This is a genomic window from Sulfitobacter aestuariivivens (assembly GCF_014763045.1).
Taxonomy (GTDB): Bacteria; Pseudomonadota; Alphaproteobacteria; order Rhodobacterales; family Rhodobacteraceae; genus Sulfitobacter; species Sulfitobacter aestuariivivens.
This window is the reverse complement of sequence record NZ_JACTAG010000002.1, coordinates 486,610-505,994: the sequence shown is the minus strand read 5'-3', so window position 1 is coordinate 505,994 and position 19,385 is coordinate 486,610. Positions and strand designations below refer to the sequence as shown.

Sequence of the window (19,385 nt, the reverse complement as noted above, 5' to 3'; positions counted from 1 at the left end):
ACGCCTGAAAGATAAGACTGGACCCGAGCCTATGGATACCATGACCCTCACCAAAATCGCCGGCGGCCTGTTTGGCGCATGGTTGATCTTCTTGCTGGGCAAGTGGGCTGCGGAAGAGATCTATCATGCCGAAGCTCATGGCGAGCAATCCTATGTGATCGAAGTGGCGGACGCTGGTGGCAGCGATGAGCCCGAGGAAGAGGTCGACATGATGGCGCTGGTTTCCTCTGCGGATGCAGGCGACGGCGAGAAGGTATTCCGCAAATGTTCGGCCTGTCACAAGGTGAATGGCGAAGACGGTGTTGGCCCGCATCTTGATGGTGTGATTGATCGTCAGATCGCGTCGATCGACGGCTTTGGCTATTCCGGTGCGCTTGCGGGTCTGGACGGTCAGTGGACAGTCAATGAACTTTCGGCCTTTCTGGCCAACCCCAAGGGCTATGCGCCGGGTACGTCCATGGGTTTTTCGGGCCTGAAAAAGCCGCAGGATCGCGCGGATGTGATTGCCTATCTGCAAAGCGTCGGCGGCTGAGCGCCGCGCAAGACCGCATTGGCCGCCCACCTGGGCGGCCTTTTTCGTTTTCGGGGCTAAATTCACCCAAGATAACATATTCGCAACTTGTCTCTTGGCCTGCGCGCCCATTAGCTTACATCTCAATCAACGTGCTGATTTGATGATGCCAAGGATGATCTGAATGCAAAAATCCCAGACCCGCACCGCCGCCCGTCCCCAAAGCCCGATGCAATGGGTGAGTTGGACGGCGCTGGGGATCATCGGATCGGCACTGGTTGCTGTTGGTGTGGTGCGGGCTGATGAGCCCAAGATGATCAAGAGCCATGGGTATTCATTCTATGGAGATCTGAAATACCCGGCCGACTACACCCATTTTGACTATGTGAACCCCGACGCCCCCAAGGGCGGTGAGATTTCGCTGTCTACGCTGGGGACGTTTGATTCCATGAACCCCTACAGCCGCAAGGGGCGGGGCGGGGCGCTGTCCTATATGATGTACGAAAGCCTGCTGGGTGAGGGGACTGCGAATGAGGCGGCTCCGGCGGATGTGTATGGGGAGGCCTATTGCCTGCTGTGCGAAAGCCTTGAGTATCCCGAGACCAAGGATTGGGTGATTTTCTACATGCGCAAGGACGCCAAATTTTCCAATGGTGATCCGGTGACGGCGCATGACATCGCGTTTTCGCATAACCTGCTGTTGGATCAGGGATTGCAGTCGTATGCCGATGCGGTGCGCAAGCGGATCCCCAAGGTCGAGGTGATCGATGACCACACCATCAAGTTCTACTTCACCGACGGTATAAGCCGCCGCAGTCTGATTGATCAGGTTGGCGGGGTGCCTGCGTGGTCCCGCAAATGGTTCGAGGAAACCGGCGCGCGGCTGGATGAAAGCCGTTTGACGACTTCGCCTGGGTCCGGGCCTTATGTGGTCGAGGACGTCGATGTGAACCGCCGGATCGTTTACAAGCGCAATCCGGATTATTGGGGCAAGGATCTGCCGTTCAACGTCGGCCGCAACAATTTTGACCGCATCCGCGTAGAATACTTCGGGGATGAAAATTCCGCTTTGGAGGCGTTCAAGGCTGGCGAATACACTTTCAAGGTCGAAGGAAATTCCAAGAACTGGGCGACGGCATATGACTTTCCCAAGCTTGATGCCGGGTACGTGGTGAAGGAAGAAGTGCCGGATGGCGCGCCGCCGTCACCATCGGGGATTGTCTTCAACCTTGGCCGCGAGGTGCTGCAGGACAAACGGGTCCGCGAGGCGGTGTCGCTGGGGTTCAACTTTGAATGGACGAATGAATCGTTGCAGTACGGGCTGTTTGAGCAGCGGGCGTCGTTTACGCAAGACACGCCGCTGATGGCCACGGGTGTGCCCGAAGGGGCGGAGCTGGCCTTTCTGCAGTCGCTGGGTGATCTCGTGCCCCCGGAGATGCTGAACGAAGAAGTGCGCATGCCGCATACCTCCAAGCCGGAGCGGTTGCTGGATCGGCGCAATGCGCGGCGGGCCATGAAGCTGCTGGACGAGGCAGGCTGGGCCGTCGGTGATGATGGCAAGCGCCGCAACGCAGCGGGCGAGCCTTTGCGGCTGACATTTTTGCTGAACTCTGCGGGGTCGGCGACGCTTTCAGCGGTGGTTGAGAATTTCATGTCCAACCTGACGGCGATGGGCATTGATGCGGTCTTGGAGAAGGTCGACAGTTCGCAATACACCTCGCGCGAGCGGGATCGCGATTATGATCTGGTCTTTGACGCCTATGCCGCCTTTCTGGGGACAGGCACGGGGCTGCATCAGCGTTATGGTTCCGAGGCGGCGGAATATTCACTGTTCAACCCTGCCGGGCTGGCCAGCCCGCTGGTAGATGCAATCATTGATGCATCTTTGCAGGCCAAGACGTCGGAAGAGGAAGAGGCGACCCTTAAGGCGCTGGACCGGGCGTTGCGATACGAGTTCATCATGATCCCTGCCTGGTACAAGGACAGCTATTGGACAGTTTACTACGATATGTATGAGCATCCTGCCGACCAGCCACCCTATGGTCTGGGATATATCGATTGGTGGTGGCACAACGCCGAGAAAGAAGCGGCGCTCAAGGCCGCTGGCGCGCTGAGGTAACACGACCCGATGGGCGCCTACATTCTCAGACGGCTATTGCTGATCATTCCCACGCTGTTCGGCATCATGCTGATCAACTTTGCGCTGGTGCAGTTCGTACCGGGCGGCCCGGTTGAGCAGGCAATCGCGCGTATTCAGGGCGGCGGTGATGTTTTCGAAGGCTTTGCCGGCAGTGGTGAAGATGCCGGCGGTGCCGATCTGGGGGCCAGCGAGAATTACGTCGGCGCGCGCGGACTGCCGCCCGAGTTCATCGAAGAACTGGAGCGCGAGTTCGGGTTCGACAAGCCCCCGGTCGAGCGGTTCTTCAACATGATGTGGAACTATATGCGCTTTGATTTCGGGGAGAGTTACTTCCGGTCGATCGGGGTGATTGATCTGATCAAGGAAAAGCTGCCGGTCTCCATCACGCTGGGGCTGTGGTCCACGGTGATTGCATATCTGATCTCGATCCCGCTGGGCATTGCCAAGGCGGTGCGGGACGGGACCAGCTTTGACACCTGGACGTCCGGCGCGATTATCGCGGCTTATGCGATCCCGGGATTTCTGTTTGCGATCCTGTTGCTGGTGCTTTTTGCCGGGGGGTCCTACTGGCAGATTTTTCCGCTGCGGGGGCTGACATCAGATGATTTCGACACGCTGAGCCCCCTGGGCAAGGTGGCGGATTATTTCTGGCACATCACCTTGCCGGTGCTGGCCTCGACCATTTCGGCGTTTGCCACGCTGACCCTGCTGACCAAGAACAGCTTTCTGGATGAGATCAAGAAGCATTATGTGATGACCGCCCGCGCCAAGGGATTGTCAGAGCGCAAGGTGCTTTATGGCCATGTGTTCCGCAATGCGATGCTGATTGTGATCGCGGGCTTTCCGGCGGTGTTTATCGGGGTATTTTTTGGCGGTTCGCTGATCATCGAGACGATATTCTCGCTTGATGGTCTGGGGCGGTTGGGGTTCGAGGCTGCGGTGGCGCGGGACTATCCGATTGTCTTTGGGACGCTATTCATCTTTGGCCTGATCGGCCTTGTGGTCGGTATTCTGTCGGACCTGATGTACGTCTTGGTTGACCCGCGCATCGACTTTGAGCGGCGGGAGGGCTGAGGCATGGCACTGTCCCCGCTCAACCAGCGCCGCTGGCGCAATTTCAAGCGCAACCGCCGGGCGTTCTGGTCGCTGTGGATCTTCGCCTTTCTGTTCGGCATCTCGCTTTTTGCGGAGTTCATAGCCAACAACAAACCCATCATCGTGAATTATCGCGGCGAATACTTCATGCCGGTGTTCAACTTTTATCCCGAGACGGCTTTTGGCGGCGATTTCCAGACAGAGGCGCAGTATGGCGACCCGGAGGTCAAATGTCTGATCCGGTCCGGGGGGCTGACGGATTGCATTGACGAAGACCCCGATGCGATTTTGGAAAGCATTGAGGCGGGCACATTTGATGAGACCACCGAGGGGTTTTACAAAGGCTGGTCAATCTGGCCGATCATCCCCTACAGCTATGACACAGCCGTGGAGCGGCCCGGTGCCGCACCCCTGCCACCCAACGAACAGAACTGGCTGGGCACCGATGGCACCAAGCGCGATGTGATGGCGCGGGTGGTGCACGGGTTCCGGTTATCGGTGCTGTTTACGCTGATCGTGACCGGGGCCGCGTCCCTTATCGGGATCATTGCGGGGGCGGTGCAGGGGTTCTTTGGTGGATGGCTGGACCTGATTTTTCAGCGGATCATTGAAATCTGGGCCTCTACCCCGTCGCTTTATGTGATCATCATCATGTTTGCCATTTTGGGCCGAAGTTTCTGGTTGTTGGTGTTTTTGCTTGTGCTGTTCAGCTGGACGTCGCTGGTTGGGGTGGTGCGCGCCGAATTTCTGCGGGCGCGCAATCTGGAATATGTGCGCGCGGCGCGGGCACTGGGCGTGTCGAACCTGACGATCATGTTTCGGCATATGCTGCCCAATGCGATGGTGGCCACGCTGACCATGCTGCCCTTCCTGATTACAGGCACGATCAGCACTTTGGCGATCCTCGATTTTCTGGGCTTTGGGTTGCCATCCTCTGCCCCGTCGCTGGGCGAGTTGACGTTGCAGGCCAAGCAGAACCTGAAAGCGCCGTGGCTGGGCTTTACGGCGTTTTTTACCTTTGCGATCATGCTGTCGCTGCTGATCTTCATCTTCGAAGGTATCCGCGATGCGTTTGACCCCAGAAAGACGTTTTCATGAGCGCTTTGCTGGAGGTCAGGGATCTGTCGGTTTCGTTCCGGCAGGACGGGCAACTGACACAGGCCGTCAAGGGCGTGAGCTTTGCGGTGGAGCGGGGCGAGACCGTGGCGCTGGTGGGCGAGAGCGGGTCGGGCAAGTCGGTATCTGCGCTATCTACCGTGGCGCTTTTGGGCGATAGCGCCGAGGTCAGCGGATCGGTCACCTATGACGGGCAGCAGATGATTGGCGCGGATGAAACGCTGCTGCGCAAGGTGCGCGGCAACGACATCAGTTTCATTTTTCAGGAGCCGATGACGTCGCTCAACCCGTTGCACACGATTGAAAAGCAGTTGGCGGAAAGTCTGGCGTTGCACCAGGGCTTGGCGGGCGCTGCTGCGCGCGACCGCATTCTGGAGTTGATGAACAAGGTGGGCATCAACGACGCTGAAAGCCGTCTGGGCGCCTACCCGCACCAGTTGTCCGGGGGCCAACGCCAGCGGGTGATGATCGCGATGGCGCTTGCGAATAAGCCCGATGTGCTGATCGCGGATGAGCCGACGACGGCGCTGGATGTCACCATTCAGGCGCAGATCCTTGATCTGCTGAAGGAATTAAAAGACAGCGAGGGCATGGGGCTGTTGTTCATCACCCATGATCTGGGCATCGTGCGGCGGATCGCGGATCGCGTCTGTGTCATGCAGCACGGCGAGATTGTGGAGCAGGGTCCGACCGCACAGATTTTTGACAATCCTGCGCATCCCTATACCCAAAAGCTATTGAGTGCCGAGCCGTCGGGCGCGCCGGATCCGGTGCCGGAACGGGCTGAAGAGATTGTCAGCACCGAGCACCTCAAGGTGTGGTTTCCGATCCAGCAAGGGTTTTTGCGGCGCACGGTGGGGCATGTGAAGGCCGTTAATAACGCCACGATATCGGTGCGTGCGGGCGAGACCCTGGGGATCGTCGGGGAAAGCGGTTCGGGCAAGACGACGCTGGCGTTGGCGATCATGCGCCTGATCAGTTCTGAGGGGGCGATCACCTTCATGGAGCAGGACGTGCGGCGCTGGTCCACACGCGAATTGCGGCGGCTGCGCAAGGACATGCAGATCGTGTTTCAGGACCCTTTCGGATCGCTGTCGCCGCGCATGACTTGCTTTCAGATCATTTCCGAAGGATTGAGCATTCACAAGGTGGACCCAAACCGCGATGAGCGGGAACTGGTACACGAGGTGATGCTTGAGGTGGGGCTGGATCCGGCCACGATGGATCGGTATCCGCACGAGTTTTCGGGCGGTCAGCGCCAGCGCATCGCGATTGCCCGTGCCATGGTTCTGCGGCCCCGGTTGCTGGTGCTGGACGAGCCGACCTCGGCGTTGGATATGACGGTGCAGGTGCAGATCGTCGAACTGCTGCGAGGGCTGCAGCAGAAGTACGGGCTGGCCTATCTGTTCATCAGTCACGACCTGAAAGTCGTGCGCGCGATGTCACACAAGGTGTTGGTGATGAAGCGGGGGGATGTGGTGGAATACGGCGATGCTGACGCGCTTTATGACAACCCGCAGACGGAATACACGCGTACGCTGTTGCAGGCGGCCACCTAAGCTGTAGGTGGCACCGCCCCCCTCTGCGAAGAGGGGAGCGGCTTGGATATATCAGAAGATGAAGTCTTCGGCGTCCAGATCATCCACACTCACATTGCGCAGGACGATGGAATTGCCGTCCCCTGCGTCGATCAGCACGTTGGTGTTAATCTGGCTGGTGTGGTTCGACAGCAGGTCGAACATGTTAACGATTGCGGATACATCGCTGAGGTCGATGCGCTCAAGATCGTTGTTCGCATCAAAGTCATTGATCGTATCCTGACCAAAGCCAGTGCCGAAATCGCTGAACACAAAGGTATCTGCGTTAAAGCCCCCGGTCATCAGGTCATCACCGGTCTGGCCGTTTAGTGTATCAAAGCCAGCGCCGCCCCAGAGGGAGTCGTCACCCGTGCCGCCAGCGACCAGATCGTTGCCAAGCTGGCCATAGACGCGGTCATCGCCCCATTGACCCTGCACGTTGTCATCACCTGCGCCGCCGAACACGGCGTCGTTCTGGAAGCCACCAAGGGCCACATCGTCGCCCGCACCACCGATGATGCGGTCACTGCCTTCTTCGCCCAGTAGGGTGTCGTCACCGACGCCGCCCAGCAGGTTGTCGGCCTGCGCGCCGCCATAGATCTGGTCGTCGCCGCTGCCACCGTTCATGGCGTCAAAGCCATCGCCGCCATATAGGCGGTCATTGTCGGCGTTGCCGAAGATGCGGTCGTTGCCGGATTCCCCGAGCAGGATGTCGTTGCCGTTGCCGCCAAAGAGCACGTCGTTCTGAAAACCACCACGCCCGATGTCGGCCCCGTCGCCACCGACGATCCGGTCATTGCCTGAGCCGCCAAGCATCGTATCGTTGCCCGTGCCGCCAATCAGATTGTCCGCGTTGCCTTCGCCGATCAGGCGGTCATTGCCCGCGCCTCCTTCGAGACGGTCAAAGCCCGCGCCACCATTCAGCGCATCGTTGCCATCACCACCATCGAGCACGTCATTGCCGACGTTGCCTGAGAGGATGTCGTTGCCACCCTCGCCCGAAAGCAGGTCATCGCCTTGCCGACCAAAAAGCTGGTCATTGCCAGCGCCGCCAAAGGCCGCGTCGTTGCCGCTGCCGGTGTTGACGGTATCGTTGCCGCCGCCAGCCAGGATCAGGTCGCTACCTGCGCCTGCAGTGACAGCGTCGTCGCCTCCGAGGCCTTCGATCACGTCGGCATTGATGGATCCGATCACGGCGCCGCCTGCGTTGGTGGCGGTCGTGATCTGGGCAAAGATGATGTCAGGCGCATCGGTCGAGGTGACGGCCTGACTGCTTGTCGTGGCGGCATACCCCGTTGCAACCGCACCGGCGGCAGCTGCGGCGACGCCAACGCCTGCCTCTGCTTCGGCTTCGGCCTCTGCTTCGGCTTCGCCTGCGCCGTTGTCCTGCACAGCGCCGACAGCACCAGTGCCATCGGGATTGGCGTTGTCGGCGACATTCGTGCTGTAGGCGGGTGCCATGTCCGCAGAGAAGGCCGAGGTTTGCAGGGTATAGTCGAGCAGGACAGAAGATGTGCCTTCGGCTTCGATCTCGAATTCGTTGTCTTCGCCATTGGCACCCGGCATGCCAGCGATCGCAATGGCAGCGGCAACGCCACGCCCTTCGGCATCCCAGGCCGCCGCATAGGCGCGCACGGAGCCCGCCATGCCATCGGGCGGCAGGACGACGAATGTGTTGACCACCTGACCTGAGGCAGATGCCGCTGCAGCGGCGTTTGTCGTCGCCCCGACAGCGGTCTGGCTGTTGATGCCGAAGTATCCGGCGCCCGCAGCGGAGGCAGCGGCGGCACCTGCGCCGATGCCAACTTCGGCTTCGGCCTCTGCTTCGGTTTCGACCTCGTAGGCGACGTTGGTCGGCCCATAATTATCGGCCTCTTCGGCGAAGGCGTAGTCGTTTGAGGCGTCAGAGAATACCGATGTGCTTGAGGCCGTTGATGTCGCAACCCCCAGATCGGACCCCGGGCCGGACGTGTGACCCAGCGAGCCGGATGCAGCTGCCCCGGCAGCAGCGGCATTGGCGCTGATTTCGGCCTCTACCTCTACCTCGGCTTCTGCTTCGGCCTCATTTTCGACGGGCATGACCCCGGTGGGCGATGCGTTAGAGAGGGGCACGCCTGATCCCGCCGAGAGGTCTTCGATTTCACGTTGTGGTATGTTCTGGATGCCTGCGATTTGAACGTTCGGCCCTGCGTCGCCGCCCAGCTGAACCGCTGTGGATGAAACGCTGTCGCCCGCGCCGCTGGTTGTCACGCCACCGCTGGACACGATGTTGCCAAATGCAAGGCCATCCGCGCTCGCGGTTGCTTCGGCTTCAACGCCTGCTTCGGCCTCGCCGCCGGGGGCGTTGGCGTCAAGCGAGCCATCCGCTGCACGGTCTTCGATCACGTCCAGCGTCGCCTGTGGGTCGGCGCTGGAGAGCGTCGCCTGAACCTGGGTGAGATCGTTGTTGATCGTCAGCACACCTGCGTGGCCAAATGTGGAGACGGACCCCGCGACAGAGCTGGAAGCCAGCGCGTCAGAGGCCACACCAGCCGTTCCTGCGCCTGCGGTGCCGATCAGTGCGATGGCGGCGGCATTATTGCCTGCTTCGGCTTCTGCTTCGGCCTCTGCTTCGGCTTCGACTTCGGCTTCGGCTGTGGAGGTCGAGGATGATTGCCCCGAGACATTGTCATCAGAGCCCGGTGCGTCGTTGGCGATGACTGTGCCATCAACCGTCGCAGTGCCTGTTGCCGTACCCTGTGACGGCAAGCCCTGTGTCAGCGGCAGATAGTCGGCGACCGCCTGAGCGTTGTTATATAGTGCGCTCGTACTTGTGCCGACCCCCGTCGTGGTTGAGGCATCCGCGACAGCATAGTTGCCAGCAACCGCGACACCCGTTGCGCCCGCCGCGGCTGCAGCGGCGGTGCCATCGGCAACTTCGGCTTCTGCTTCAGCCTCGGATTCAACTTCGACCTCGGCTTCTCCGAAGACGCTGTGGACAACGGTATTTTCACGCACGACAGGCTGGGGGGTGGTTTCCACCGGGTCCGTGCCCATGGTTGTCAGCGACTGCGAATGGTTCGGATCGGTAGAGATCGAGGTGGAGGTGGCGCTGGCGCCATCAAGGGCGGTGTGTACATCCGCGATCTGCGCGGTGCCATCCACGAGGGTAGAGCCCACGGCGGCTGCAGCACCGCTGACGCCCGCTGCTGCGGAGGCAGAGGTGAGCGATACCTCGGCCTCGGCCTCCGCTTCTATTTCTACTTCGGCTTCTGCTTCGGCCTCTTCGACGGAGACATTTGCACTGACCGCTGGCGTGCTGCCGCCACCGGTAGGTGTTCCTTGACCGGGCGCAACTGTCTGGGAGTTACCGGTGGGCAGTTCGTCTTCAATCTCTGCGCCTGTTCCAGACAAACCAGAGACCGAGATCGAGCCGCTGGAAAGGGTCTGGGTCAGAGCGTTTGATCCTGCCGCCGCCGCGGTGGCACCTGTTGCCACAGCAGCACCTGCAGCACCGCTGATTGCTTCGGCTTCAACTTCTGATTCCGCTTCGCCCTCGGCCTCGGCTTCGCCGGTTTGATTGAAATCGGTTGAAATGATCGTGCCGTCTGTTGCGATGCCCTGGATAGTGCTGAGTTCAACGATCCGCTGGTCTACCGGGCTGCCGGAACCGTCGTTGGTGGCATAAGCGGTGGCGGAGACCGTCAGATCGCCGGCCATCAGTTGCGCCATGTCAGAGGCGTCGTCGCCCGCTGAAATCTCGTAGGGTTCATCCGAGAGGACAAATTCCATGCCGTTGACGTCAATGACGACGCTGCCGACTGCCGTTTCCTGCGTTGGCACTGCGCGAATGCCGGCGTTCTCCAGATCAGCAAGGGACAGCACCGTGCCGCTGCCAAGTTCGTTGATGATGTCGCCGGAAAGGATATCTACGAGGTAAATCTGCATTGAAGTTTTCCATCATACTAAGGGGTGAGGTGACGTAGCGACAACGCAGAGTGTACAAGCGGGCCGTCTGAGCCTCTCATTCCCGGGACAACAAGGCGGCGTCCGAATTGGTTCCGCTTTTGCGGGTATTTGTTTTAAATTGGATTCACAGAACGTGTAGCGCGATGGTGGCGTCTTGTGGTGCTTTCCACTGTCGGGGCCTTCGTGCCATGGTCTGGCAGGATCCCAGACCAAAGGCCTTTCGCAGATGCGTACCATGCCCCAATCCGTTTACCGCTATATCTTTAGGAACTCCAAATGGGCACAGGTGGTGGTGATCATCCTCACGCTTTGTTTGCTGCCGCTGGCGCCTGTCCCGCTTGAGCTTCAGCGCCGGTTGCTGGACGATGCCGTGGCCAACGGCGATGTGGATCTGCTGATCTGGTTGGCGACGCTGTATGTCATCGCATTGCTTGCAGCGTCGGGTCTGAAGCTGGGGATGCGCATTCAACGCGAGCTGATTTCGGCCAAGATCGTGCATGCGCTCAGGCGGTCAGTTTACTACCACATCTACACGGTGACCCCGCCTGCGTTGCTCAAGGCGTCAAGCAAGGGGGAGGATGTCGTGGACGAGGGGGCGGTGGTTTCGATGCTGTCGTCCGAGACGGAAAAGCTGGGCGGATTTGCCGGGGCGGCCATATCGGGCCCACTGCTGCAGATTGGCACGCTGTGCGTGGTGCTGGGCTATATGTTCTACATTGAGCCGCTGGTCGCATCGATTGCGCTGGCGCTTTATTCGCCGCAGTTCATCATTGTCCCGTTGTTTCAGGCGCGGCTGAACCGGCTGGCGGGGGAAAAGGCGATCACGGTGCGTGAGTTGGGCAATTTCATTGTCGACAATGCCGAGCCTGACCTGCTGGACAAGCCGCCGCCCACCGGGTTCACCCTGCTGACGGATAGAATCCTGCAGATACGCACCAGATTTCTGATGACCAAGAACATCATGAAGACGCTTAACAACCTGCTGATCGCGTTGGGGCCATTTGGTGTGATTGCGTGGGGCGGTTATCTGGTGATCCAGGGTGAGGTCGAGGTCGGCGTCATTCTGGCGTTTGTATCGGGGCTGGAGCGCCTCGGGGGTCCAATTCGCGAACTGATTGGGTCTTACGCCGCGATCACCGACGCCCGGATGCGGTATAGGATCCTGCTGGAAAGTTTTCCCGAAGGCATCGACCCCGAAGAACCGGAGCCGATGCCGAAACTGTCGATGGGTGTGGGTGGCAAGGCATAGGCTAGCTGCTTGCAAGACCCACCAGCATCGCGCCAAGGGCCACCACATGGATCAGCATGATGGCGCGGTCTTTCCATAGGACGCCGACCATCAGCCAGCCGATTAGACCGACAAGAAAGAAATAGATGTTCAGCGGTGTCGCGCCAAAGGCTGTCGCGGCGTAGCCCAGGATCTGAAAGATCGAGGCAATCCATTTGGTGGCAAAGGCAAGATGCGCATTGGTGAGCCCGGGGGCGGTGAAGGTTTGAACGGGGGTCATGGCTGGTTTCCGTTGTTTCGAGGGGGTTGGCCTGACGGGGCGCCCGCGCCAAGTCTGGGGATTCGCACATCGGCGGCGCGGGATGCCACCGGGGACCTCAAAGGTTTGCCGGATCGACGCAGCGTGTCTTGCGGCGTGAGAACCAGCTGAGGCGCTTTTCGCTTGGGACAGACGGGACATCGCGCAACCGGACGCAGCCTGTGCGCGTGGCATTCATGAAAGTTTGAGCGTAGATGTTGATCATGTCATTTCCCTTTGATGTTCGGTTTACCCCTTGCATATTGCGCTATATCGCAAATACTGCGAGTCATGCGTTTTCAATTTATGTAAGCTGGAGTTAGATATGGAATGGCGTCACCTGCCACCACTTTCGGGCCTGCGCGCCTTTGCCGCTTTTGCCGAAACAGGCAATGTTGTCGCGGCCGGGGATGCGTTGGGGGTCAGCCATGCGGCCATCAGTCAGCAATTGCGCAGTCTTGAGACGCATCTGGATGTCGCCTTGCTGGATCGGTCCGGGCGCTCTTTGGCGTTGACCGATGCGGGTGTGGTGCTGTCGCGCGCGCTGCGCAGCGGGTTTGGCGGCATGATTGAGGCCGTGGAAGAAATCACCGGTCTGCGCGATGCGCGGCCTTTGCATATTTCGACCACGCCGATGTTCGCGGTCTCGTGGCTGATGCCGCGTCTACCTGCGTTTCGCGCGAAGTATCCCGATGCGGACCTCATGCTTGACCCGACACCGGAAGTTATTGCGCTCAGCGCGGATGGCATTGATGTCGCCATTCGGTACGGCAACGGGAACTGGCCGGGGATGGAGGCGCATATGCTTTTGCGGTCGCCGATGGTCGTCGTTGCGGCACCTGCGCTGGTTGGCGCGGATGAGATGCCAAGTGTCGATGATCTGGCCGATCTGCCCTGGCTGGAGGAGTTGGGGGTATCAGAGGGCAACAACTGGCTGCGACGGCACGGGGTCAGCCGGGGCATGACCCGAGGGCAGACCAAGGTGCCGGGCAATCTGTTGCTGGACGGGGCACGGGACGGGCAGGGGGTGGTGGTGACCGTCCGCGCCTTTGTCGAGCGCGATATCGCAGCCGGACGGCTGCGCGCGCTTTTTACAGAAGATGAGGATGACAGCTTTGGCTATCATCTGGTCACGCGCCCTGGCGTGATGCGCCCGGCGCTCAAGGCGTTTGTCACCTGGATCAAGCGCGAGGCAAGTGAAGCAGGTTAGCGGTCAGCCCGGCCCGATCATGAAGCACTGAACATTGCGTGCGGCCAGCCTGCGGCAGGCCAAATCAGCGCTTTCGCGGGTCATACCAAGAAAGTTTGCGTCAAAACCCTGTGGTCTGCGGACCACCTTGCGCAGCGTCCCGTCAAGCGTGGACATTTCCGCCAGCGCTGTTTTCAGCAGTATTTTCTCGGCCGCGTAGCGGCTTGGGTAGCGGCCCACGTTCACGCCCCAGTGGCGACCGCCAGAGGTCGACACGCGGGTGACGATTTCCTGTACGATCTCTTTTTTCGCGGGCGCCGCCAATGCGCGGGGGCGCAGGGCGGGGCGGATGGAGGATGTGGCAGAGGCCAGTGTCACAGCAACGTCGGGCGGCGGTGTTTCGACTGCCTCGCGCAGGGCGGCGTTGATGTCGGCGCTGTTGATGGTGCCGTTTGTTTGGGCCGGTTCTGCTTTTGCCACAAGCACCGGTGCAGCGGTGCCCGGGCGCCCTTGGGGCCGCATGGAGGTTTTGACCGCACCGACAAGGCGGATCGTTTTGCCCGCCCCGCCTGGGGTGGAGCCAGCATTAACAGTTGGCGTTGGATCGCGCGCCTCTGCAAAGGCCTGAGGCTTGGCGGGTTTGCGGATGCGGGCGCGGGAGGGTGCGCGGCGAAAGCCGAGGTCCATCAGTTCGGCCACCTTGGCATTGCGCGATGCGGTGGATTTGCCGCCAAAGACGGTCACGATGATCCGTTCGTTGCCGCGTTCCGCCGACGCGGTCAGATTGAACCCTGCCGCGCGGGTATAGCCCGTCTTGATCCCGTCAGCGCCCTTGTAACTGCCCAGAAATCGGCGGTTGGTATGAGAGACCTTGCGCACGCCTGCGTTGGCGGTGACGCGGCTGAAGAGGTTGTAGTATTGTGGGTAATCATAGAGCAGATGACGCCCCATGAGGGTCATGTCGCGTGCGGTGCTCAGGTGCCCCGATTCCGTCAGGCCGTGCATGTTCTTGAACGTGGTGCGCGTCATGCCGATGGCCTTGGCCGTGCGGTTCATCCGGCGGGCAAATCGTGCCTCTGAGCCGGCGATGGCTTCGCCGATTGCAGTGGCGGCATCGTTGGCGGATTTGACGGCGGCGGCGCGGATCAGATAGCGCAGCGCGATGCGCTGGCCCGGGCGCAGGCCCAGTTTTGAGGGGGGCTCTGACGCGGCCTTTTTGGAAATGGTGACTTTGGTGTCGAGAGAGATCTCACCGCGTTCGATCGCCTGAAACGCAATGTAGAGTGTCATCATCTTGGTCAGGGATGCGGGATGCAGGCGGGTATCGGCATTGCGCGCATGCAGAACCTTACCGGTGCGCGCGTCGATCACATAAGCCGCATAGGGCGCGGCCAACGCGCTTAAAGGAACGATCAGGATAAACCAGAGTGCCGCAAGGAAGAATAGCCCGTAATGGACCGACGATAAGCGTCGCGCCTTCATGATAACCTGCCTTTGTCTGCCTCGGACCGCCGATTTTTCGACTGGCCATATTTTTATGAGGAGAAGCTAGCACAGGTCGGTTTTTCGATAAAGCCTTTGATTCAGAGTATTTACGCAAAAGATCAGAGTGTGATCTTCCACATGTTGGGGGTTTGCAGGCATGCCCCACCATGGAGGCCAATGTGGCAGGAATGTGGCACGATTGAGGCGCGAATGCCGCGATTCAGGGGTGATGGTTTGTTACGTAATGGGCGCCACTGAAAGTTATCCCCAATGAGAACAGGCAAGGACCGGGCAGCAATGCTTTGATTTGGGTTTCCAGATCATTCAGCAGCGCAGAGAGGAATGCATCGTCACGATGCGGTTTGGGCAACATGGAAACCTGAATCAGCACGTGCGTGTGATGAAATTCAGCAGCCGGATAGGCGCGTCCTTTGCATTCGCCGGACCCGGCGTCGTGGCTTTGAATCACCTCTTCGACGCGCCTGAGGATGGACGTGGCGTCCAGCAGCAAGTCATTGGAATAGCGGATTTCAGCGTGAGGCATTGAATGCTTCCTTCATGCGGCGATTTGCGCAACCAGATCAGGCAGTTCGCTTAGATCCGTTATTTCGAAAAACCTTGGATGCGTCTCGGGCGGCGCTGCATGTTCCACGGCCCAGGTCAGCCCATGGGGACAGAAAACGCCCCAGCCACCGCTTTCGATCATCGGCACCACGTCGGAGGCCATGGAATTGCCGACCATCAGGCCGGTGTCTGGCCCCTGACCATGCCGGCTGAAGATGTCGCGATATTCATGTGGCGTCTTGTGAGACACGATTTCAACTGCTGAGAAGTAGTCGCGCAGCCCTGATTGTTCCAGCTTGCGGGTCTGGTCGAGCAGGTCGCCTTTGGTGATGAGGATCAGTTTGTGATCAGCGCCCAGTGTAATGAGCGTTTCTTTGGCATGGGGCAACAGCTCGATCTCGTGGCTCAGCATATCGCGGCCTGCATCGAGGATTTCACCAATGACCTTTGCAGGGACTTTGCCGTCGGTGATTTCGATCGCCGTTTCGATCATCGAAAGGGTGAAGCCTTTGATCCCAAAGCCGTAATGCGGCAGATTGCGCCGCTCTGCGACCAGCAATCGATCCATCAAGTGATCCTTGTCGGTGTGCGCGGACAGAAGGTCGGCGAAATGCGCCTGGGTCATGGCAAAGAAGCGTTCGTTATGCCACAGCGTGTCGTCTGCATCGAACCCGATGGCGGTCAGACGTGGCAACATTGGCGCGTCCCCTCTTTTCCTGTACCCTTTGAGGGTTATATAGAGCCTCTCGCGACTCACAAGAATGTACCGCACCTCAAGTCAGGAGCAGCAATGCGCCTCGAAACCACAATGATGGCAGACAAGTCAGACGACGACGGCCAGACCGATCTTCTGACCAAGACAAAGCCAAAAACCAAGCGGCCACCGCTATACAAGGTGTTGCTGCTGAATGATGATTTCACGCCGATGGAATTCGTCGTGCATGTGCTTGAGCGGTTTTTCGGCCTGAACCACGCGCAGGCGTTCGAGATCATGTTGACGGTGCACAAAAAGGGTTTGGCGGTGGTCGGGGTCTTTAGTCATGAGATCGCCGAAACCAAGGTTGCGCAAGTCATGGATTTTGCGCGCCGTCATCAGCATCCGTTGCAATGCACCATGGAAAAAGAAGACTGAGGCGTGATTGACGCCCGTCTGGAACGCGCGGTGAGCGGCGGGGGTTTTGACCTGCCTGATACCGGGCAAATTGCCGTTTTTCACCCTCCCGTCGATGCTGAACTTGATGTGCTGTCCAAAGAGCGGTGCCATATCATTCAGGACTTCAAACCGTTCTACGACGCCTGGGAGGCGCGCGGCTATGCTGTGATGCGCAATACGCGCGAGCGGTATGCGGCCAGCATTGTCTGTTTGCCACGGTCCAAGGTTCAGGCGCGGGCAATGATCGCTGAAGGATGCGCGGTCAGTGACGGACCGGTCGTGATTGACGGGCAGAAAACCGACGGCATCGACAGTATCCTGCGCGAGATGCGGGCGCGGGTCACGGTGCAGGGCCCGATTTCCAAGGCGCATGGCAAGCTGTTCTGGATTGAGGCGGGTGCATCTGACTTCTTTGCCGACTGGGAGGTAGGGCCGGCGCTGACCGAAGGCGGGTTCTGGACGGCACCGGGAGTCTTTTCGTCCGATGGCGTTGATCTGGCGTCGGCGTTGCTGGCCGAAACCCTGCCTGATCTGATGGGCGCACATGTGGCCGATCTGGGGGCAGGGTGGGGCTATTTGTCGGCCCATGTGCTGAGCCGCCCTGCGGTCGAGGCCCTGCATGTGGTCGAAGCGGGCAATATGGCGCTTGAATGCGCACGCCACAACGTCACCGATGACCGCGCCAAATTCTATTGGGAAGACGTCACCACATGGGAGCCGCCATACCGTATGGATGCTGTTGTGATGAACCCACCCTTTCATTCCGGTCGCGCCGCAGAGCCACAGATGGGACAGGCCTTTGTCGCGGCAGCGGCGCGTGTGCTGTCCCCAAACGGTGATTTGTGGATGGTTGCCAATCGTCACCTGCCCTATGAGGCTGAGTTGAAAAATCGTTTCGCCCATGTAGAAGAGATAGGCGGCGATGCCCGCTTTAAGCTATTTCACGCCAGCCGCCCCAACCGGCGCAGGCGCTGACTGCACCAGAAAGGACGGCCATGTCTTTCTCTATTTCCGGCAAGAACGTGATTGTGACCGGCGCGGCCGATGGAATCGGCCTCGCGATTGCCCGCCATATGGCGGACAAGGGCGCGAACGTGATGTGCGCCGACAATAACGAAAAGAAGCTGATCGAAAATCTGGGGGATGAACCGGAAGACGGGAATATCCGGACCTTTTCCGGCGATCTGCGGCAACGGCTGACCATCGCCAATCTGGTGTCGGCCACCATCGACGCTTTTGACGAGATCAACATTCTGGTCAATGCCTCGCGGCAGTTGTTGCCCACGAATGCGCTGGATCCGGATGACACGTCGGTCAGTACCCTGCTGGACCAGAACCTGATGACTGCGTTGCAACTGTCCCAGCAGGTTGCCAAACGCATGATCAAACAGGGTGAGGGGCAGGAAGAGGGTCAGTTGGGGTCGATCATCAATCTCAGCTCTATTGCTGCACGTCAGATTCAGCCTGATCTGATGGGCTATTCTATCGCGGCGGCTGCCGTTCAGCAGATGACGCGGTCGCTGGCGCTGGCGCTGGCAGAGTATCGCATTCGCGTGAATGCGATCTCGTTCGGATCGGTGATGAGCGGCTCACTGCGCACGGCAGTCGCCGAGAACCGCGAGTGGCGCGATGACATTCGCAGCCACACGCCGCTTGGCCGGATTGCAGCGCCGAACGAGATTTGCGAAGCGGTTCAGTTTCTCGCCGCTGACAGTTCGGGGTTCATGACAGGGGAGATCATGACGGTTGATGGCGGTCGCAGTCTGCTGGATGCGGTAACCGCCCCTGCGCACTAGGGTCCTGACCCTAAGGTCTTACCAGCCTGCCTCTGACAACGCGTGGCCGTAGGTTGGCGAAATCTTCATCTTGTTTTTCAGCCCTGTGGCAGTCAGGGCCCGGTGCAATGCAGGCAGCCGCCAGCAGGGCACGTGCATGACCATATGATGTTCCAGATGGTAATTGACCCAATAGGGGGCGACCAGCGCCCGTGCGACAGGCCCCGCAAGCGTTGTGCGGACATTTTGCAGTGGATCGTCTGATTTTTCGGTCGCACCGTGTTCGGCGATGTTGCGGATGCGCAGGACCAGTTGAAACCATGTCAGGTAGGGCAGCAGCCAGAACGCCAGCCCGTACCACCAGTTTCCAAGCAGGCTCATCATCAATCCGACACCAAAGAAGACTGGCAGCGATTTCCAAAGATCGCGCGCTTTGAAGGCCTGTGCGGCGTCCTGTGTTGCTGCCTCTATGGCGTCATCATCGCCTGCCAGGCGAAACGACATCATGATCTGTGCGCTCAGTTGTTTGATGCCGGTTTGTCCGGTCAGATCGCGGATGAACTTGCGCTGCAGGCTTGCGCGGCTGGTGGGGAATTTTTCTGACAGGGTCAGATCGGGGTCCTTGTCAGACTGGGTAAACCGGTGGTGGGTCAGGTGATAATGGCGATAGCTTGCAAGTTCGGCCAGGATTGGGCGCCCGCAGAGCCATTCGCCGGCGAATTCGTTCAAGGCGCGCGTCTTGAAGAGGGCGTTGTGGGCCGCTTCGTGCATCAGGATCGCAAGGCCCAGTTGCCGAGACCCGATCAGAACGACAGCAAGCAGGAACGTCAGGATATTTGGCCACAGGGCAAAGACCGCCACGGATCCGAAAATGACGCCCCAGCAGTGCACCAAGAGCCACACGCCCATCAGATCAGAGCGTGCGGCGAGCCTGCGAATGCTCTCAGGTGACAGATATGCCTTGCCGGGTGTCATGCCCCATGGTCCGCCCACAGGCCCGTCCACGTCAAGTCTGACGCCGCGTATCGGGTCATTCGGGCGGAAAAGGCCAGCTTTCACTGGTCACATCTTAGTCCGCGCGGAGGCAAATCTGGGATTATGCTTAGAAGGTGGTGTGGTTTTTGTGAATTTACCCCTCGGGAGGGTCATCAACCATCTAATCGGCACGCCCTCGCTGGGTTTTCGCCCTTGACGCGACACCGGGGCTGGCATAGTCCACGCGCCGATGGCGTTATAGCTCAGTTGGTTAGAGCGAACGACTCATAATCGTTAGGTCCCTGGTTCAAGTCCAGGTAACGCCACCATC

The 19,385-nt window shown here is 59.6% G+C and carries 17 protein-coding genes and 1 tRNA gene; 11 read left to right on the top strand and 7 right to left on the bottom strand.

Translation table 11 applies throughout. The annotated features are described in order from the left end of the window. Window positions 1-31: 31 nt before the first annotated feature. The 5 genes from H9Q16_RS12305 (at window position 32) to H9Q16_RS12285 (ending at window position 6,421) form a co-directional block, all read left to right on the top strand. Entirely contained in the window at window positions 32-532 is a 501-nt protein-coding gene (locus H9Q16_RS12305; protein WP_191075727.1) for a c-type cytochrome, read from the top strand. A 163-nt stretch (window positions 533-695) separates the two neighbouring features. Continuing rightward, window positions 696-2,630: an extracellular solute-binding protein gene (locus tag H9Q16_RS12300; RefSeq protein WP_191075726.1), complete on the top strand. Its 1,935-nt coding sequence runs from the start codon at window positions 696-698 to the stop codon at window positions 2,628-2,630. Between the two features lie 9 nt (window positions 2,631-2,639). Beyond that, window positions 2,640-3,725, top strand: coding sequence for a microcin C ABC transporter permease YejB (locus tag H9Q16_RS12295; protein ID WP_191075725.1), 1,086 nt, complete (start codon window positions 2,640-2,642; stop codon window positions 3,723-3,725). A 3-nt stretch (window positions 3,726-3,728) separates the two neighbouring features. Then, window positions 3,729-4,844 carry an ABC transporter permease gene (locus H9Q16_RS12290; RefSeq protein ID WP_191075724.1) on the top strand — a complete coding sequence of 372 codons (1,116 nt, stop codon included), beginning with the start codon at window positions 3,729-3,731 and terminating at the stop codon, window positions 4,842-4,844. Then, the gene (locus H9Q16_RS12285; RefSeq protein ID WP_191075723.1) at window positions 4,841-6,421 is read left to right on the top strand and encodes an ABC transporter ATP-binding protein; all 1,581 of its coding nucleotides are present in this window, start codon (window positions 4,841-4,843) and stop codon (window positions 6,419-6,421) included. Before H9Q16_RS12290 ends, H9Q16_RS12285 begins: the two co-directional genes overlap by 4 nt. Window positions 6,422-6,472: 51 nt before the next feature. On the opposite strand, the gene H9Q16_RS12280 is transcribed toward H9Q16_RS12285, so the two are convergent. Beyond that, window positions 6,473-10,366: a calcium-binding protein gene (locus H9Q16_RS12280; protein ID WP_191075722.1), complete on the bottom strand. Its 3,894-nt coding sequence runs from the start codon at window positions 10,364-10,366 to the stop codon at window positions 6,473-6,475. A gap of 247 nt (window positions 10,367-10,613) precedes the next feature. Here H9Q16_RS12280 and H9Q16_RS12275 point away from each other — a divergent pair, with 247 nt between their 5' ends. Continuing rightward, window positions 10,614-11,636 carry an ABC transporter transmembrane domain-containing protein gene (locus tag H9Q16_RS12275; protein ID WP_191075721.1) on the top strand — a complete coding sequence of 341 codons (1,023 nt, stop codon included), beginning with the start codon at window positions 10,614-10,616 and terminating at the stop codon, window positions 11,634-11,636. Window position 11,637: 1 nt separating this feature from the next. Here the strand turns inward: H9Q16_RS12275 and H9Q16_RS12270 are convergent, their stop codons facing one another. Beyond that, window positions 11,638-11,895 carry a DUF6552 family protein gene (locus H9Q16_RS12270; protein WP_191075720.1) on the bottom strand — a complete coding sequence of 86 codons (258 nt, stop codon included), beginning with the start codon at window positions 11,893-11,895 and terminating at the stop codon, window positions 11,638-11,640. A gap of 97 nt (window positions 11,896-11,992) precedes the next feature. Further along, window positions 11,993-12,139 carry a hypothetical protein gene (locus H9Q16_RS12265; RefSeq protein ID WP_191075719.1) on the bottom strand — a complete coding sequence of 49 codons (147 nt, stop codon included), beginning with the start codon at window positions 12,137-12,139 and terminating at the stop codon, window positions 11,993-11,995. 99 nt (window positions 12,140-12,238) lie between these two features. Here H9Q16_RS12265 and H9Q16_RS12260 point away from each other — a divergent pair, with 99 nt between their 5' ends. Continuing rightward, the gene (locus H9Q16_RS12260; protein ID WP_191075718.1) at window positions 12,239-13,123 is read left to right on the top strand and encodes a LysR family transcriptional regulator; all 885 of its coding nucleotides are present in this window, start codon (window positions 12,239-12,241) and stop codon (window positions 13,121-13,123) included. A gap of 3 nt (window positions 13,124-13,126) precedes the next feature. Here H9Q16_RS12260 and H9Q16_RS12255 read toward each other — a convergent pair whose 3' ends face one another. From H9Q16_RS12255 to H9Q16_RS12245, 3 genes are all read right to left on the bottom strand, one after another. After that, window positions 13,127-14,584: a serine hydrolase gene (locus H9Q16_RS12255; RefSeq protein ID WP_191075717.1), complete on the bottom strand. Its 1,458-nt coding sequence runs from the start codon at window positions 14,582-14,584 to the stop codon at window positions 13,127-13,129. Window positions 14,585-14,807: 223 nt separating this feature from the next. Next, window positions 14,808-15,131 carry a hypothetical protein gene (locus H9Q16_RS12250; protein WP_191075716.1) on the bottom strand — a complete coding sequence of 108 codons (324 nt, stop codon included), beginning with the start codon at window positions 15,129-15,131 and terminating at the stop codon, window positions 14,808-14,810. A gap of 12 nt (window positions 15,132-15,143) precedes the next feature. Beyond that, a complete protein-coding gene (locus H9Q16_RS12245; protein ID WP_191075715.1) occupies window positions 15,144-15,848 on the bottom strand; it encodes an HAD family hydrolase in 705 nt (234 codons plus the stop codon). Between the two features lie 93 nt (window positions 15,849-15,941). On the opposite strand from H9Q16_RS12245, the gene clpS reads away from it, so the two are divergent. The 3 genes from clpS to H9Q16_RS12230 are packed head-to-tail and all read left to right on the top strand — an operon-like array spanning window position 15,942 to window position 18,100. Then, window positions 15,942-16,283, top strand: a complete 342-nt coding sequence (clpS, locus tag H9Q16_RS12240; protein ID WP_191075714.1) for an ATP-dependent Clp protease adapter ClpS — start codon at window positions 15,942-15,944, stop codon at window positions 16,281-16,283. Between the two features lie 3 nt (window positions 16,284-16,286). After that, window positions 16,287-17,279: a methyltransferase gene (locus H9Q16_RS12235; protein WP_191075713.1), complete on the top strand. Its 993-nt coding sequence runs from the start codon at window positions 16,287-16,289 to the stop codon at window positions 17,277-17,279. Window positions 17,280-17,299: 20 nt separating this feature from the next. After that, window positions 17,300-18,100: an SDR family NAD(P)-dependent oxidoreductase gene (locus tag H9Q16_RS12230; protein WP_191075712.1), complete on the top strand. Its 801-nt coding sequence runs from the start codon at window positions 17,300-17,302 to the stop codon at window positions 18,098-18,100. A gap of 18 nt (window positions 18,101-18,118) precedes the next feature. Here the strand turns inward: H9Q16_RS12230 and H9Q16_RS12225 are convergent, their stop codons facing one another. Then, window positions 18,119-19,054, bottom strand: a complete 936-nt coding sequence (locus H9Q16_RS12225) for a fatty acid desaturase family protein (protein WP_191075711.1) — start codon at window positions 19,052-19,054, stop codon at window positions 18,119-18,121. A gap of 252 nt (window positions 19,055-19,306) precedes the next feature. On the opposite strand from H9Q16_RS12225, the gene H9Q16_RS12220 reads away from it, so the two are divergent. After that, window positions 19,307-19,383: transfer RNA gene (locus H9Q16_RS12220), tRNA-Met, on the top strand. Window positions 19,384-19,385: the final 2 nt, after the last annotated feature.